This is a genomic window from Streptomyces sp. S465 (assembly GCF_026898115.1).
Taxonomy (GTDB): Bacteria; Actinomycetota; Actinomycetes; order Streptomycetales; family Streptomycetaceae; genus Streptomyces; species Streptomyces luomodiensis.
In genome coordinates this window covers 3,800,831-3,816,087 of the sequence record NZ_CP114036.1, presented here as the reverse complement: position 1 = coordinate 3,816,087, position 15,257 = coordinate 3,800,831, and the positions used below count along the sequence as shown (strand labels likewise).

The 15,257-nt window shown below is 72.1% G+C and carries 14 protein-coding genes; 5 read left to right on the top strand and 9 right to left on the bottom strand.

What is annotated here, in order from left to right; genetic code table 11:
* Positions 1-41 precede the first annotated feature (41 nt).
* Entirely contained in the window at positions 42-731 is a 690-nt protein-coding gene (locus N6H00_RS16125; protein ID WP_268972401.1) for a TetR/AcrR family transcriptional regulator, read from the top strand.
* Positions 732-770: 39 nt separating this feature from the next.
* Here N6H00_RS16125 and N6H00_RS16120 read toward each other — a convergent pair whose 3' ends face one another.
* Entirely contained in the window at positions 771-1,172 is a 402-nt protein-coding gene (locus tag N6H00_RS16120; RefSeq protein WP_268972400.1) for a DUF3592 domain-containing protein, read from the bottom strand.
* Between the two features lie 125 nt (positions 1,173-1,297).
* Between N6H00_RS16120 and dacB the strand changes: the two genes are divergently transcribed.
* Positions 1,298-2,872, top strand: a complete 1,575-nt coding sequence (dacB, locus tag N6H00_RS16115) for a D-alanyl-D-alanine carboxypeptidase/D-alanyl-D-alanine endopeptidase (protein ID WP_268972398.1) — start codon at positions 1,298-1,300, stop codon at positions 2,870-2,872.
* Between the two features lie 224 nt (positions 2,873-3,096).
* On the opposite strand, the gene yicI is transcribed toward dacB, so the two are convergent.
* From yicI to N6H00_RS16090, 5 genes are all read right to left on the bottom strand, one after another.
* Positions 3,097-5,376 (bottom strand): alpha-xylosidase, encoded by a 2,280-nt coding sequence (gene yicI / locus N6H00_RS16110; protein ID WP_268972396.1) that lies wholly within the window; start codon positions 5,374-5,376, stop codon positions 3,097-3,099.
* Positions 5,377-5,389: 13 nt separating this feature from the next.
* Entirely contained in the window at positions 5,390-6,154 is a 765-nt protein-coding gene (locus tag N6H00_RS16105) for a carbohydrate ABC transporter permease (RefSeq protein ID WP_268976990.1), read from the bottom strand.
* A 71-nt stretch (positions 6,155-6,225) separates the two neighbouring features.
* Entirely contained in the window at positions 6,226-7,140 is a 915-nt protein-coding gene (locus N6H00_RS16100; protein WP_268972395.1) for a carbohydrate ABC transporter permease, read from the bottom strand.
* Positions 7,137-8,441, bottom strand: coding sequence for an ABC transporter substrate-binding protein (locus N6H00_RS16095; RefSeq protein WP_268972394.1), 1,305 nt, complete (start codon positions 8,439-8,441; stop codon positions 7,137-7,139). Before N6H00_RS16095 ends, N6H00_RS16100 begins: the two co-directional genes overlap by 4 nt.
* A gap of 168 nt (positions 8,442-8,609) precedes the next feature.
* Positions 8,610-9,503 (bottom strand): LysR family transcriptional regulator, encoded by an 894-nt coding sequence (locus tag N6H00_RS16090; RefSeq protein ID WP_268972393.1) that lies wholly within the window; start codon positions 9,501-9,503, stop codon positions 8,610-8,612.
* Positions 9,504-9,593: 90 nt separating this feature from the next.
* Between N6H00_RS16090 and N6H00_RS16085 the strand changes: the two genes are divergently transcribed.
* Positions 9,594-10,487, top strand: a complete 894-nt coding sequence (locus tag N6H00_RS16085) for an alpha/beta fold hydrolase (protein WP_268972392.1) — start codon at positions 9,594-9,596, stop codon at positions 10,485-10,487.
* A 12-nt stretch (positions 10,488-10,499) separates the two neighbouring features.
* Here the strand turns inward: N6H00_RS16085 and N6H00_RS16080 are convergent, their stop codons facing one another.
* Positions 10,500-11,777, bottom strand: a complete 1,278-nt coding sequence (locus tag N6H00_RS16080; RefSeq protein ID WP_268976989.1) for an MFS transporter — start codon at positions 11,775-11,777, stop codon at positions 10,500-10,502.
* 94 nt (positions 11,778-11,871) lie between these two features.
* On the opposite strand from N6H00_RS16080, the gene N6H00_RS16075 reads away from it, so the two are divergent.
* On the top strand, positions 11,872-12,870 hold the full coding sequence (locus N6H00_RS16075) for a LysR family transcriptional regulator (RefSeq protein ID WP_268972391.1): 999 nt from the start codon (positions 11,872-11,874) through the stop codon (positions 12,868-12,870).
* Here the strand turns inward: N6H00_RS16075 and N6H00_RS16070 are convergent.
* Positions 12,836-13,120, bottom strand: a complete 285-nt coding sequence (locus tag N6H00_RS16070) for a hypothetical protein (RefSeq protein ID WP_268972389.1) — start codon at positions 13,118-13,120, stop codon at positions 12,836-12,838. The two genes, N6H00_RS16075 and N6H00_RS16070, sit on opposite strands and share 35 nt — an antisense overlap.
* Positions 13,117-13,485 (bottom strand): hypothetical protein, encoded by a 369-nt coding sequence (locus N6H00_RS16065; protein WP_268972388.1) that lies wholly within the window; start codon positions 13,483-13,485, stop codon positions 13,117-13,119. Before N6H00_RS16065 ends, N6H00_RS16070 begins: the two co-directional genes overlap by 4 nt.
* A 221-nt stretch (positions 13,486-13,706) precedes the next feature.
* Here N6H00_RS16065 and N6H00_RS16060 point away from each other — a divergent pair, with 221 nt between their 5' ends.
* Positions 13,707-15,104, top strand: coding sequence for a nitrate/nitrite transporter (locus N6H00_RS16060; RefSeq protein ID WP_268972387.1), 1,398 nt, complete (start codon positions 13,707-13,709; stop codon positions 15,102-15,104).
* Positions 15,105-15,257: the final 153 nt, after the last annotated feature.

Genomic DNA, 15,257 nt, shown 5'->3' with positions numbered 1-15,257 from the left:
GCGTGCAAGTGGCGTCGTCCATGGCGGTTACACTCGTCGCCGTGACTGCCGCTGCCCCCTCCGCACTGCGCGAATCACTGCGCGAACGCAAGAAGCGGCGCACCCGCCAGGCGCTGATCGACACCGCGCTGGAACTGTTCACCCAGCGCGGCTTCGGCGGGGTGACGCTGGATGAGCTGTGCGAGGAGGTGGAGGTCTCCAAGCGCACCTTCTTCCGCACCTTCACCAGCAAGGAAGACGTCGCGATGGCCCCCGACCAGGACCTGTGGCGGGCCTTCCTGGGGGAGTTGGAGACCGCGGAGCCGGACGGGCTGCCGGTGGTGGAGCTGGGGCGGGACGCGCTGTTGGCCGCGCTGGAGCGGATGGACGACGAGGGGTGGACCCGGCGGCTGCTGCTCAGCCGGCGGCTGGCCGAGCGGACGCCCTCGATGGGCGCGCACGGTTTGCAGTTCTGCGAGGCCACCACGCAGCAGGCGCTGGAGATCCTGCACCGCCGGTTCGGCCTCGGGGCGCCGGGCGACCTCCGGCCGCGGCTGGCGGTGGACATGCTGATCGCCGCGTTCCGCGGTGCGGTGGCGGGCTGGGTGGCCCAAGCCGAAGAGGCCGACGGGGCGGAGGGCCCGAGCCGTACGCGGGATGAGCCCCCACCCCGCCACGACCTGGCCGCCCGCCTCCGCGAGGCGATAGCCGCCCTCCCCGAAAGCCTCGCGCTCACGACCGCGTCCGCCTGACGGCTGACCGCCGCGCCGTGCCGCGCCGATGGCCGGCCGTCAGCTGAAAGCGATCAGCAGGCCGAAGCCGAGGAAGAGCGTGCCGATCAAGGTCATGCCCACCGCCGGGCCCACCAGCTGGCGCCGCATCCAGACCCGGGCCTTCCGCGAGTTGTCCGGGAGGTACACCACGCCCACTCTCCGGCCGGTCGCCAGCCCCATCCCGACGCCCTGGATCGCGGTCGTGAACTCCACCTCGTAGCCCTGGTGGTCGTGGAACCGGACGACCGGCGTCTGGGGCGAGTTCCCGCTCCGGCGGTCCACGACGTTGGCGACCACCAGCCCCTCCGTACGGACCCCCTCGCGGCGCAGCCGTCGCACCAGGCGGGCATCGCGGACGGCGCAGGCGTAGAGGAACAGCCCGATCGTGATGCACAGCGCCTCGGCCGCGGGAGTGCCCATCGATGCGTCGCCTCTCGTCGTGTTCGGATCCCCCGCCCGCCACAGGAGACGCGCTGATCCGGAGCTTTGGTTGCCGCGCCGCGCGCCCTGTCGCGAAATGACGGGGTGCGGGATGCTCCCGTGACATGAGCAGACCCATGAACCGTCGTACGAGCGGCTGGATCTGGCCCCTCGTCATCGGACTCGCCTGCACGCTCACCTGGAGCTCACCGGCCGGTGCCGACGCCGCCCGCGCCGGGCTCGGCGACGCCCTCGACACCGTGCTCGCCGACCCCCTGCTGAAGGCCGGTGCGGCCGGGGTGGTGGTCGCCGACGCCGACTCCGGCGCGGTGCTCTACCGGCACCGGCCGGACGACCGGCTGATGCCCGCCTCCAACACCAAGCTGTTCACCTCGGCCGCCGCCATGGGGCTGCTCGGCCCCGACCACCGCTTCCGCACCGATGTCCTGACCGACGGCTCCCGCCGCGGCCATACGCTCCGGGGCGATCTGTATCTGCGGGGCACCGGCGACCCCACGATGCTCGCCGCGGACTACGACCGCCTGGCCAAGAGCGTCGCCGACGCGGGCGTCACCGAGGTCACCGGGCGGCTGATCGCCGACGACACCCGGTTCGACGCGCAGCGGGTGGGCCGCTCCTGGGCGGCCGACGACGAGTCCTCGTACTACGCGGCGCAGATCTCCGCCCTGACCCTCGCCCCCGACACCGACTACGACGCGGGCAGCGTCATCGTGGAGGTCACCCCGGGCGCGGCCCCCGGCGACCGGCCGAAGACCACCGTCACCCCGCCGAACGCCTACGTACGGATCGACAACCGCGCCACCACCGGAAGCGGTGGCCTCACCGTCGAACGGCGGCACGGCACCAACACCATCACCGTCAGCGGCTCCCTTCCCGCCGGGGCGGCTGCCGTCAAGGAGTGGGTCAGCGTCTGGGAGCCGACCGGCTACGCCACCTCGGTCTTCGCCGACGCGCTCCACCGGCACGGCGTCCGCGTGGCCGGGCCCACCCGCCTGGGCAGGGCCACCCCGGCGGACGCCCGCGCGCTCGCCGCACACCGCTCCATGCCGCTCAAGGAGCTGCTGATCCCCTTCATGAAGCTGTCGAACAACATCCACGCCGAAGCCCTCACCAAGGCCATCGGCTACGAGGTGGCCGGGCGCGGCACCTGGGACGCGGGCCTGGACGCGATCGCCGACTGGCTGAAGAAGCAAGGGGTGGACGCCGGCGCGGTGCGCCAGGTCGACGGCTCGGGGCTGTCCCGGATGGACAACATCGCGGCCGGGCGCCTCAGCGAGCTGCTGCTATCGGTGCGGGACCAGCCCTGGTACGCCGACTGGTACGCATCGCTGCCGGTGGCCTGCGCCCCGGACCGGTTCGTGGGCGGCACCCTGCGCTCGCGGATGTGCGACACCCCGGCGGCGGGCAACGCCCGCGGCAAGACCGGCTCCCTGACCGGCGCCTCCGCGCTGTCCGGCTATGTCACCGACGCGGACGGCAGGGAGCTGGTCTACAGCGTGGTCCTCAACAACTACCTCGCGGAGTCGGTGAAGAGCCTGGAGGACGCGATCGTGGTGACGCTCGCGACGTCCGGCGAGGGCCATGCGGAGGCGGTGGCGCCGCGTACGGTACGGGGCGCCACCGCCGGCGCGGCCGACACCGGACGCGAATGCGCCTGGGCCAAGCCCCGCCGCTGCTGAGCGGCGGGGGCCGTGCTGGGCCGGCCCCCGCGGCTGCTGGGTGGCGGGGTTTGTGCCGGGTCGGGCTCCGGGGCGGCTGAGCCGCAGGATCAGTGCTGGACCAAGAGCCCCGGAGCTGCTGAACAGCAGCGTCAGTGCTGGACCAAGAGCCCCGGAGCTGCTGAACAGCAGCGTCAGTGTCGGGTCAGCCCCCGTCGTCGCTGAGCGGTGGCGTCAGCGCCGGGTCAGCCCTCGTCGTCGCTGAGTGGCAGCGTCAGCGTGGCCGTCCCCGCCGCCGCGTCCGCCGACGGGCCGCCGGGCACCTCCACCCGCCAGGGTGCCGAGGTGCCGGTGGCCTCGGCGCGCAGCGTCGTCCCGTCCCGGACGACGGTGAAGGTGGCGGCCGTCGTGCCGTCCGGGCGCGGCACCCGCACCGTGACCGGTTCCGCCGAGGGTTCGTACACCCGCAGGGTGACCCCGTCCGCCCAGTCGGTGTCGGGGCGGTCGTCGGCCGCCCCGAACGGGATCACCGCGCCGGGCCGGGCCAGCAGCGGGACGCTGAGGAAGTCGTGGGTCTCGTGCACCCAAGCCGGGCCACGCACCGTCCGCCCGCTGAGCACCTGCGTCCAGACCCCTTCGGGCACGTAGTACCGCACCTCGCCCTCGTCGTCGAAGACCGGCGCGACCAGCAGGTCCCCGCCGAGCATGTACTGCCGCTCCAGGCCCGCGCACCCCGGGTCGCCGGGGAACTCCAGGACCATGGCGCGCATCACCGGGACGCCCTCGGTGTGCGCCTGCCGGGCCGCCTCGTACAGGTACGGCATCAGCCGCAGCTTCAGCCGGGTGAACCGGCGCAGCACCTCGACCGACTCCTCGTCGAAGAGCCACGGCACCCGGTAGGAGGACGAGCCGTGCAGCCGGCTGTGCGAGGACAGCAGCCCGAAGGCGAGCCACCGTTTGAACAGGGCCGGGTCCGGGGTGCCCTCGAAACCGCCGATGTCATGGCTCCAGAAGCCGAAGCCGGACAGACCCAGCGACAGCCCGCCGCGCAGCGATTCGGCCATCGCCTCGTAGGTGGACTCGCAGTCGCCGCCCCAGTGCACCGGGAACCGCTGGCTCCCCGCCGTGGCCGAGCGCGCGAAGACCACCGCCTCGCGCTCGCCGCGCCGTTCGCTCAGCGCCTCGTGGACGGTGCGGTTGTAGAGGTGGGTGTAGTAGTTGTGCATCCGCTCGGGGTCGGAGCCGTCCGCGTACACCACATCGGTGGGCACCCGCTCGCCGAAGTCGGTCTTGAAGCAGTCCACGCCCATGTCCAGCAGCGCGGTCAGCTTGGCCGCGTACCAGGCGCGGGCGGCGGGGCTGGTGAAGTCCACCAGCGCCATGCCCGGCTGCCACAGGTCCCACTGCCACACCGAGCCGTCCGGGCGTTTCAGCAGATGGCCGGCCGCCTTGCCCTCGGCGAAGAGCGGGGAGCGCTGGCCGATGTACGGGTTGATCCAGACGCAGATCTTCAGGCCCCGTTCGCGCAGCCGGCGCAGCATGCCCTCCGGGTCGGGGAAGACGCGCGGGTCCCAGGTGAAGTCGCACCACTGGTACTCGCGCATCCAGAAGCAGTCGAAGTGGAAGACGGACAGCGGCAGGTCGCGCTGCGCCATGCCGTCGACGAAGCCGGTGACCGTCTCCTCGTCGTAGGAGGTGGTGAAGGAGGTGGACAGCCACAGTCCGAAGGACCACGCGGGCGGCAGCGCGGGGCGGCCGGTGAGCGCGGTGTAGCGGCGCAGGATCTCCTTGGGGCTGGGTCCGTGGATGACGTAGTACGTGAGCTCCTGGTCCTCGGCGCTGAACTGGAGCCGGGAGACCGCCTCCGAGCCGACCTCGAAGGAGACCCGGCCGGGGTGGTCGACGAAGACGCCGTAGCCCGCGTCGGTGAGGAGGAACGGGACGTTCTTGTACGCCTGCTCGGTGGCGGTGCCGCCGTCGGCGTTCCAGATGTCGACGGCCTGGCCGTTCTTCAGCAGCGGGCCGAAGCGCTCGCCGAGTCCGTAACAGGAGGTGCCGACCCGCAGGGTGAGCCGTTCGCGCAGGTAGTGGTGGCCGTCGGCGGTCTCCATGATGCCCATGTCCTTGACGCCGCTGCTGGTGAGCGGGCGCCCGGCGGCCTCCAGGTCCATCCGCCAGGGCCCGGTGCGGGCGAACCGCACCGACAGATCGCCCGAGGTGAGCCGGGCCTCCTCGGCGTCGCAGCTCACCTCGGCGGTGTACTCCTGGCGGGCGATCTCGAACGACGGGCCGCGCTGCACCCCGCCCGCGAAGTGGGTGATCCGGATGGCGATCACCTCGGGCATGGGGGCGGTGCAGGTCAGGGTGAGGGCGGGGCCCTTGAGCAGATCCCCGCGGTGGCGGACGGGATGGGTGGGGGCGTGCACGGTGAGGGTGCCGGGGCCGGTCTCCACATCGAGCACCCCGGAGGGGTACGCGGCGCGCACGCCCTCGCGCAGCATCCAGTAGCCGTCGCTGAACTTCATGCGGCCCTCCTCGTCATTTGACCGCGCCCATGGCGATGCCACGGGTCAGGGTCCGCTGGAAGATCAGGAAGAAGCAGAACGCGGGGAGCACCCCCAGCAGGGCGGCCGCGTTGGTCATGGTGGCGTCCATCAGCCGCTGGCCCTGGAGGACACCGAGCGCCACCGAGACGGTCTGGTTGTCGTTGGAGATCAGCATCACCAGGGGCAGCAGGAACTCGTTCCAGGTCCAGATGAAGAAGAAGACCAGCAGCACCCCGATGGTGGGCCGGCTGACCGGCACCACGACCCGCCACAGCACCTGCCACTTGTTGGCGCCGTCGATCCGGGCCGCCTCGATGACCTCCTTGGGGAAGGCGCCGAGCACGGAGGAGAGCAGATAGGTGCCGAAGGCCGACTGGATCACGGTGAAGATGATGATCACGCTGAGCCGGGTGTCGTACAGCCCCGCCTGCTTGGACAGGTAGTAGACGGGATAGACCAGGGCCTCCTGCGGCAGCATGTTGGCCAGGACGAAGAAGGCCAGCACCCAGGGGCGGCCCTTGATCCGCCCGATGCCGATCGCATACGCGTTGAGCACGGACAGCACCGCGGCGAGCACCGCGACCGAGCCCGAGATCAGCACGGAGTTGACCAGCTTCCGGCCGAAGTCGACCCGCTCCCAGAAGTCCCGCAGCCCGTCCAGATGAATCCCTTCGGGCAGGCTCAGCGGGCCGTTCGCGGAGTACTCGGCGGGCGATTTGACCGCGTTGAGGACCACCACGAGGAACGGCAGCACCATAGCCACGGCCGCCACGGTCAGCGCGGCCAGCACCGGGTAGCGGGCCGGGGCGTGGTGTCGTCTGAGGGCGTTCACTGCTGGTCCTCCGCCCGGGTCTGGAGGCGCAGGGCCACCAGGGCCAGCGCCAGGATGATCACGGTGAGCGCGGTGGAGACCGCGGAGCCGTAGCCGACCTGCGTCTTCTCGAAGAAGGACTGGAAGGAGAAGTACGAGGGGACATTGGTCGCCCCGCCGGGCCCGCCCTTGGTGAGTACGTACACCGCGCCGAAGACCTTGAGCGCCGCGATGGTGCACCACAGCAGCACGACGGTGATCTCCGGGCGGATCTGCGGCAGCGTCACATGCCAGAACCGCCGCCACCACGAGGCCCCGTCCAGCTCGGCCGCCTCGTGCAGGGACGGGTCCGCGCGCTGGAGCCCCGCCATGAAGACCACCAGCGGAAAGCCGAGCTGCACCCACACCATCACGGCCATCACGCTGTAGAGCGCGAAGTCCGGGTCGCCCAGCCAGTCATGGCGCAGCGAGCCGAGGCCGACCGCGTCCAGCGCCTCGTTGAGCGCGCCGTTCTCCGGGGCGAGGATCCAGCTCCAGACGATCCCGGCCACCGCGATCGGCAGCACCTGCGGCAGGTAGAAGCAGGCGCGCAGCACGCTCGCGGTACGGGTGCCGATGTGCTGGGCGATGTAGTCGAAGAGCGCGGCGGCCAGCACCAGGCCGAGTGCGGTGGGGATGACCGCCATCGCCACCACCATCGCCAGGCTGTGCCGGAAGGACTCCCAGAAGGCGGAGTCGTCCAGCAGGTCGCGGTAGTTGTCCAGTCCGGCCCACTCCGGGCTGCCCACCCCCTGCCAGTGGGTGAGGCTGATCCCCGTGTTCATCAGGAACGGGACGACGATGACGGCGAGGAAGGCCAGCGCGCCGGGGATCAGGAACAGGGCGTACGGATACTCGCGGCGCCGTCGCACGCCGTGGCCGTGGGAACTCATCCCTTCGGCGCGCCCTCGTCGTACGCCTTCTCCAGCGCGTCCAGATAGGCGTCGGGCTTCGCGCTGCCGCTGATCAGCTTCTGGGTCTCGGAGACGAGGGTGTCGTAGAAGCCGGGGACCGGCCAGTCGGGGTAGAAGGCCAGGCCGTCGCCCTCGGAGTAGGCGGTGAAGTCCTTGATGAGGGCCTTGGACTTCGGGTCGGTGATCGCGGACGCGTCGGCGGCCACGGGCACTCCGCCGTTGTTGCCGAGGGTGTTCTGGATGCCCTTCTTCATCGTGATGTCGATGAAGTCGTAGGCGAGCTCCTTGTTCTTGGCGCCCTTGGGGACGACCCAGAGGTTGCCGCCGGAGCCGAGCGTCAGCTGGGAGCCGGGCCAGCGGAAGGTGCCCCACTCGTCCTTCATCTCGGACTTGAAGCGGCCGAACCACCAGCTGCCGGAGAAGAACATCGGGTACGTCCCCGCGATGAAGGACGCGCCCGCGTCCTCGGCCTTGGCGCCGCTCGAACTCTTGGCGATATAGCCCTTCTTCACCCAGTCGGCGAAGGTGGTGGCGCCGTAGGTCCAGGCGGCGTCGTGGAAGTCGGGGTCGCTCTTGTACCGCTCGTAGGCGTCCACCCAGGAGCGGTCGGCCTTGGACAGGGCGAGCTGGTAGACGTACTGGTGGGCGGGGTACTCGGCGCCCGCGCTGGCGAGCGGGGTGACGCCCTTGGCCCGGAACGCCTTCAGGGCGGCGGTGAACTCGTCGAAGGTGGTCGGGACCTTCACCTGGTACTTGTCGAAGAGGGCCTTGTTGTAGAAGACCATCGTGTACTCGGCGTAGTTGGGGATCCCGTACCAGTTGCCGGAGCCCATCACGCCCTGGGCGTCGTAGCGGCTGGTGGTGCGCACCCCTGCGCTGAGCGGCTTGTCCCAGCCGCGCTTGGTGACCTCGGGGGTGAGGTCGGTGAGCAGGCCCTGTTTGGAGAGCAGTCCGGCGGTGGCGTTGCCCTTGTTGTACTCCATCAGATCGGGTGCGTCACCGGAGTTGAGGACCATCGAGGCGGTCTTCTGGATCTGTTCGAAGCCCTTCTCCTCGACCTTCACCGTGACGCCCGGATGGCTCTTCTTGAACTCCTCGATCGCCTGCTTCCAGGCGACGCCCATGGCGCTGTTGGGCGCCTCGTAATGCCACAGCTTGAGCGTCTTGCCGTCCCCGGCCTCGTCCCCGCCACTCCCGCAACCCGTCATGACCAGGGCACTCGCGAGTGCGGCCGCGATGACGGCCACCGTTCGTTTCGTTCGTTTCCGTGCCGTCAACATCCGCTGCCTCCGGGAGGGTTGGAAGGAATGGCGCACGTGCAACGTTCGTCGAAGCGCTTCGATGGGGAGAGGTATACGAGGGGTGGTCGAGATATGTCAATGGCGTTGACAAAACGGGCGGGAACGGGCACGGGCGACCGGCCGCGGGGCTGGAGCCGGGCTCCCGGCTCAGCCCCGGTGCACCTGGCGCACCGTGCGGAGGAAGGCGCCCAGAACGCTCGGCACCGGACCGAACCGGTGGGCCAGGTGGAACTCCAGCCCGGCGGCGGCCGGCTCCAGCGGCAGCAGGGTCACCCCCACATGCCGGAAGCGGCGCATCCCCGCCGGTCCGATCCCGATCCCCAGCCCGCAGGCGACCAGCCCCAGCAGGGTGTGCAGATTGTGCGCCTCATGGGCGATCCTCGGCTCGACCCCGGCGGCCCGGCACACGGCGAGCGCCACATCGGCGGCGGCCGGCTCGGCCTGCCGGGAGGAGAGGATCAGCGGCTCGCTGTCCAGTGCCCGTACGGGCACGGACGTGGCCCCGGTCAGCGGATGCCCCGACGGCACCGCCGCCACCAGGCTCTCCCGGCCCAGCGGGAGGCTGCTCAGCCGCCGGCGGGCGGACGCGGGCGGCGGGCCGCAGATGACACCGGCGTCCAGGCTGCCGTCCAGCAGCGCCTCGATCTGCCGGGCGCTGGGGAGTTCCCGCAGCTCCAGCCGGACCTGCGGGCGGCGGGCCCGGAACGCGGTGAGCACCTCGGGCAGCACGGCGGCCAGCGCGGTGCCGAGGAAGCCGATGGCGAGCGAACCGGTCTCGCCCCGGCCGGCGTCGGCCGCGTCCCGTACGGCGAGGTCGAGATGGTCCAGCACCTGCCGGGCCCGCGCCAGGAACGCCTCGCCCGCGGCGGTGGGCCGCACCCCGTGCCCGGTGCGGTCGAAGAGCCGCACGCCCAGCTCGGTCTCCAGCGCCTTGATCTGCTGGGACAGCGGGGGCTGCCGGATACCCAGCGCGGCGGCGGCGCGGCCGAAGTGGGCGTGCTCGGAGAGGGCGAGCGCATAGCGGAGGTGGCGCAGCTCCATGAGTCCAGCCTATACGTGATCGCGAATAACCCGTTTACCACTCATATATCGAGCAGGAAAATGCCACCGCCCCGGTGCTCCACTGCGGGCATGGACGAAACGTATGAGCACCACCGGACGACGATCGACGGCGTACGGCTGCACTGGGTGCGGGCCGGGTCGGGTACCCCCGTCGTACTGCTCCACGGCTGGCCGCAGACCTGGTACGCCTGGCGCAAGGTGATCCCCGAACTCGCCCGCCACCACGAGGTGTTCGCGGTGGACCTGCCGGGCCTGGGCGAGTCGGACCCCTCCCCGCACGGTGCCGGGGTCCGGATCGCGGCCGATCTCCTCGACGCCTGGCGCGCCGAGCTGGGCCTGGGCCGGGTCCATGTGGTCGGGCACGACCTGGGCGGCCCCATCGGCTACGGATGGGCCGCCGCCCACCCGGCCCAGGTCCGCAGCTTCACCCTGCTCGCCGTGCCGCTGCACGGCTTCGGGCTGAGCGAGCTGATCGCCCGCGCCGGGCTGTGGCACTTCGGCTTCTTCTCGGCGCCCGGTCTCGCGGAGGAGCTGGCGGAGGGCCGGGAGCGGATCCTGCTGGAGCACTTCTACGGGCACGCCATGGAGAGCGGGGCCATCGGCCCCGCCGACGTCGACACCTACCTGCGCGGCTACGCCCGGCCGGGGCGGCTGGCCACCGGCTTCGCGTACTACCGGAACGTGCCCGCCGACACCGCCGCCATCGCCGACCTGGCCCGCACCCCGCTGCCGATGCCCGCCCTGGCCGTCGGCTGCGGCCGGGCCGGTGGCCCGGCCCCCCTCGACAGCCTCCGCCAGGCCGCCCCGCACACCCATGGCGCCGTGATCGAGGACAGCGGCCACTTCCTCCCCGAGGAACAACCGGGCCCCCTCCTCAAGCTGCTCCGGCCCTTCCTGGCTGAGGCCGACGCGGCGCGGCCCGGTTCCCGGCCCGTCCCTGACGAGGCGCGGCCCCGCCCCTGACGACGGGCACGGCTACGGCACCTCACGGGCGGCCCCCAGCCGGCCCCGTCCCGCCCAGGCCACCGCGAAGGCGAGGGCGGCCGCGGTCGCCGGAGCGAGGTAGCCGGAGTCGGGGCCCAGGTGGTCCACCGTCCAGCCGCCCGCCGCGGCGCCCGTGGAGATGCCGATGAGCAGACCGGTGTAGACGGTGGTCATCCCCTCGTTGAGGCGGGCGGCCGGGATCAGCCGGTGGACCAGGGTCATACCGGTGATCATCGTGGGGGCCGTGGCCATGCCCGCCACGAAGAGCAGCGGGGCCAGGGTGGCCAGGCTGTGCGCGGTCAGCAGGGGGAGGACGGCCACGGCCATTGCCGCCACGCCCGTCACCAGGCGCCCTGCGGCCGTACCGCGCGGCGGCAGCGCGCCGAAGACCAGCCCGGCCACGCAGGAGCCGGCCGCCTGGAGGGCGAGGACGGCGCCGCTCGCCGCGGAGCCCCCGTACGAGCCGACGGCGGCGACCGTCGCCACCTCCATCGAGCCGAAGACGGCGCCGGTCGCGAGGAAGGTCACCAGGATGACCCGCAGACCGGGGGTGAGCAGGACGCGGCCCCGGGCGGGACGCGGTTCCGGCGGCGGTTCGGTGCGGCGCTGGGCGGCGAACAGCAGCGTGCCGGTGAGCAGCAGCACCGCCGCCGTGCTCAGCCCGGCCTCGGCGCGGACCGTTGTGCACAGCACCATGGCCAGCGCGGGCCCGGCCATGAAGCAGACCTCGTCGACGACCTGCTCGAAGGAGTTGGCGGTGTGCCGGGCGGCCGTGTCGTCGCGGTACAGCGCGGCCCACCGGGCGCGGGTCATCGAACCCAGGCTGGGCACGCCGGACGAGCCCGCCGCGCAGCAGAACAGCGTCCAGGCCGGGGCGCCCAGGTGCACGCACAGCACCATGGCGGTTGACCCGGCCACGAAGACGACGACGGCGGGGACCGCCACCCTGGCCTGCCCGTACCGGTCGACCAGCCGCCCCAGCAGCGGGCCCGCGACCGCCGTCACCGCGACCCCGGCCGCCGAGACGGCGCCCGCGAGCGCGTACGAGTCGCGCACCGTGGCGACCATGAGCACCGTGGAGACGCCGAGCATCGAGCCCGGCAACCGGCCGACGAAGGCCGCGAGCGTGAAGGCGAGCGCACCGGGCGCCGCGAAGAGCCGGCGGTACGGGGCGAACGGCGACCGGCGGCGCGGCGGGCCGGGCGCGGCCCCGGAGCGGGGGCCGGAGCGGCGGGGAACGACGGGCCGGGAGGCGAGGAAGAGGATCACCACACCACGGTCCCGGGCCCGCCCAGGACCGGTCCAACACCTGATCCGGACCCATTCACGCACTCGTGTTGTCAATGCGTCGGCGCCGTGGACCATGGACCACGTGAACCGGGACCTCGAACCGCGCCTGCTGCGCGCCTTCACCGCCGTCGCCGACGAACTGCACTTCACCCGTGCCGCCGCCCGCCTCTACGTCGCCCAGCAGGCCCTCAGCCGCGACATCCGCCGCCTGGAGCGGGAACTGGGCGCGGAACTCTTCGTCCGCACCACCCGCCAGGTCGCCCTCACGGCCGCGGGCGAGCGGCTGCTCCCGTACGCCCGGCGGGTCCTGGCGGCCCAGGACGACCTGGCGGCGGCCTTCAGCGGAACCGAGCGCCGCCCGCTGCTGGTGGACGTCGGCGCCCCGGTGAGCACCGGAAGCCAGGTGCTGGCGGAGGCGCGGCGACGCCTGGGCCCCGAGACCGAACTGGTGGCCCGCTTCCACAGCGGACTGGCCGGGGCCGCCGCCGAACTCGTCGCCGGCCGCCTCGACGTCTCCTTCGGCCGGGCCCACGGCCTCGACCCCGCCGTACTCGCCCGGCTGGAACACCGGCTGATCCGCTACGAGCGCATCGCCGTGGTCCTGCGCGAGGACCACGCGCTGGCCCGCTGCGCGCGCATCCCGCTGTCCGCGCTCGCGGGCGAGACCCTGTACGCGGCGGCGGGCAACGACACCACCACCGAGTGGACGGACCTGGCCGCCCAGCTCTTCGCGGGGCGGGGGATCGCGATGGCGGAGCCGTTCCCGGAGATCGAGGGGGACGCGGAGTTCATCCGGGTGGTCACCAAACGCCGCTGGTCGGTGCTGGCCAGCGAGGTGTTCACGCACCTCCCCGGCACGGTGCTGCGCCCCCTCGCCGAGCCGGTCCCGCTCTCACCGGTCTCCATCCTGTGGCGCAAGGGACTCACCCACCCCGGCCTGGCGGCCCTCCACACGGCGGCCCGTACGCTCGCCGCCACCGACTGGCTCACCCGCCCACCGGGCTACTGGCTGCCGCGTCCGGAGGCGGACATGGTGCTCAGAGATCTTCGTACGGCGGAACGACCCGGGTGACGACGATGAGCCGCAGGCGCGGCATGGCCAGGAAATACAGCCAGCCGTCCCCGCCGACGCCGAGGCGGCGCAGTCCGCCCGGGACGCCTGGCTGAGGACCCTGTCCGATGTCGGTGACATCGACGCCCATGGTGGCGAGGTCCACCAGTTCGTGCGCGAGGCGCTCGACCTCGCTGATCACGTGGCTGGGCAGCCCGCCGACGACATGCGTCCCGTCGGGCTCGTACTCCCAGCGCCAGGCGTCACTCACGCGTGCCCTCGCTTCACCCCGGCCTCGGCGAACGCGGCGTCCAGGATCCGGCCGACCTCCGCGGCGGCCTCGCGGGCCTTGACGAGGTCGTCCGTCTCCGCGACCAGCGCTTCCAGCTCGCGGAGCCGGGCAGCGCGCGCCGGGTGGCGCGCGATCGCCACATTGACCGCCCACTGCCGGGTGAAGCGGCGCAGCGGGGCCGCGCTCACATCGGCGCGGGCCTGCCGTACCGCGTCCGCGCGCTCGGCGTCGAAGGTGGCCAGGGACCCGGGTGCGACCTGCGCCAGTGCCGCGCGCAGCGCCTCGGGCGTACTGGCCGGTTGCACGGTCACCGGGTCGTACCGGTGGTCTGGCTGGCTGCTCATGCGATCCTCCGGCGGGGCAGACGGGTGGTGCACCGCGTACCGTACCGGGAACCGTGCAACACAGTGGACGCATCAGCCTCCCCCACCGCATGGGGGACACCCCTCACCGCCCTCGCCTCCGCCGGGTGAGACCAAGGTTTCGTCCGTGTCACCTGCCGCCACAGCCCGGTAACGCCCGGTCCCTACCGTCGGGCAGCGACACCGAGAACTGTGGAGGCGTGATGACTGCCCCGACCACCACCGCCGCACGCAAGGGGGGCCGCTGGATCGAGCAGTGGGACCCGGAGGACGAGACCTTCTGGAGGGAGAAGGGGGAGCGGATCGCCACCCGCAACCTGGCCTTCTCCATCCTCTCCGAACACATCGGGTTCTCCATCTGGAGTCTGTGGTCGGTGATGGTCCTGTTCATGGGGCCGGAGTACGGCGTCGATCCGGCCGGGAAGTTCTTCCTGGTCGCGATGCCCACCCTGGTGGGCGGGATCCTGCGGGTGCCGTACACCTTCGCCGTCGCCGCGTTCGGCGGGCGCAACTGGACGATCATCAGCGCGGGGATGCTGCTCGTACCCGCCGTCGTCGCCGCCGTGGTGATGGAGCCCGGCACCTCCTACACCACCTTCATGGTGGCCGCGGCGCTCACCGGCGTCGGTGGCGGCAACTTCGCCTCCTCCATGACCAACATCAACTCCTTCTACCCGCTGCGCAAGAAGGGCTGGGCGCTGGGGCTCAACGCGGGCGGCGGCAACGTCGGCGTGCCCGTGATCCAGCTGATCGGGCTGCTGGTGATCGGCACCGCCGGGGCGGCCCAGCCGCGGCTCGTGCTCGCCGTCTACCTCCCGCTGATCGTGGTCGCGGCGGCGCTCTCCGCGCTGTTCATGGACAACCTGGCCCCGGTGCGGAACGACGGCGGGGCGGCCAAGGAGGCGGCGCGGGACGCCCACACCTGGATCATGTCGGTGCTCTACATCGGCACCTTCGGCTCCTTCATCGGCTACAGCTTCGCCTTCGGACTGGTGCTCCAGAACCAGTTCGACCGCACCCCGCTCCAGGCCGCCTCGCTCACCTTCATCGGCCCGCTGCTCGGCTCGCTCATCCGCCCCGTCGGCGGCCGGCTCGCCGACACCCACGGAGGCGCGAAGATCACCCTGTGGAACTTCGCCGCCATGGCCGCCGCGACCCTCGTGGTCGTCTACGCCTCCGCCCAGAAGTCGCTGTCCGTCTTCCTCGTCGGCTTCATCGCCCTCTTCGTCCTCAGCGGGCTCGGCAACGGCTCCACGTTCAAGATGATCCCCGGCATCTTCCAGGCGAAGGCCGTCGCCCGCGGCCTGACGGGCGAGGAGGCCGCATCGTACGGGCGGCGGCTGTCGGGCGCCTCGATGGGGCTGATCGGGGCGGTCGGCGCACTCGGCGGGCTCGGCATCAACCTCGCCTTCCGGGAGTCGTTCCTGAACGCCCACTCCGGCACCCCCGCCTTCGTCTCCTTCCTCGGCTTCTACGCCGTGTGCTCCGCGATCACCTGGGCCGTATACCTCCGCGGCGCCCGCCCGGCCCCGGCGTCCGCCGCCGGGCCGGACACGCATGATCCGCACTCGGAGCGGCAACCCGCCTACGCGGACGTCTGAGCGGCCGGGGGCGTACGGTCGGCCGGGGAAGCCCCCGGCCGTACCCCCCGTTACACCTGGGAAACCTCCGCGAACCGCCACCGTCACGGGACGGCGACAGGATGCGGGGAACGGAGGCGCCCATACGCGAGGGAATCGGGAGATCGGGACCAG

Excerpts from the sequence above, each read along its gene's own strand:
- N6H00_RS16120 (WP_268972400.1), bottom strand. The coding sequence starts at position 1,172 with ATGGGCACTCCCGCGGCCGAGGCGCTGTGCATCACGATCGGGCTGTTC.
- dacB (WP_268972398.1), top strand. The coding sequence starts at position 1,298 with ATGAGCAGACCCATGAACCGTCGTACGAGCGGCTGGATCTGGCCCCTC.
- yicI (WP_268972396.1), bottom strand. The coding sequence starts at position 5,376 with ATGAAGTTCAGCGACGGCTACTGGATGCTGCGCGAGGGCGTGCGCGCC.
- N6H00_RS16105 (WP_268976990.1), bottom strand. The coding sequence starts at position 6,154 with ATGGTGCTGCCGTTCCTCGTGGTGGTCCTCAACGCGGTCAAATCGCCC.
- N6H00_RS16100 (WP_268972395.1), bottom strand. The coding sequence starts at position 7,140 with ATGAGTTCCCACGGCCACGGCGTGCGACGGCGCCGCGAGTATCCGTAC.
- N6H00_RS16095 (WP_268972394.1), bottom strand. The coding sequence starts at position 8,441 with ATGTTGACGGCACGGAAACGAACGAAACGAACGGTGGCCGTCATCGCG.
- N6H00_RS16090 (WP_268972393.1), bottom strand. The coding sequence starts at position 9,503 with ATGGAGCTGCGCCACCTCCGCTATGCGCTCGCCCTCTCCGAGCACGCC.
- N6H00_RS16085 (WP_268972392.1), top strand. The coding sequence starts at position 9,594 with ATGGACGAAACGTATGAGCACCACCGGACGACGATCGACGGCGTACGG.
- N6H00_RS16075 (WP_268972391.1), top strand. The coding sequence starts at position 11,872 with ATGGACCACGTGAACCGGGACCTCGAACCGCGCCTGCTGCGCGCCTTC.
- N6H00_RS16065 (WP_268972388.1), bottom strand. The coding sequence starts at position 13,485 with ATGAGCAGCCAGCCAGACCACCGGTACGACCCGGTGACCGTGCAACCG.
- N6H00_RS16060 (WP_268972387.1), top strand. The coding sequence starts at position 13,707 with ATGACTGCCCCGACCACCACCGCCGCACGCAAGGGGGGCCGCTGGATC.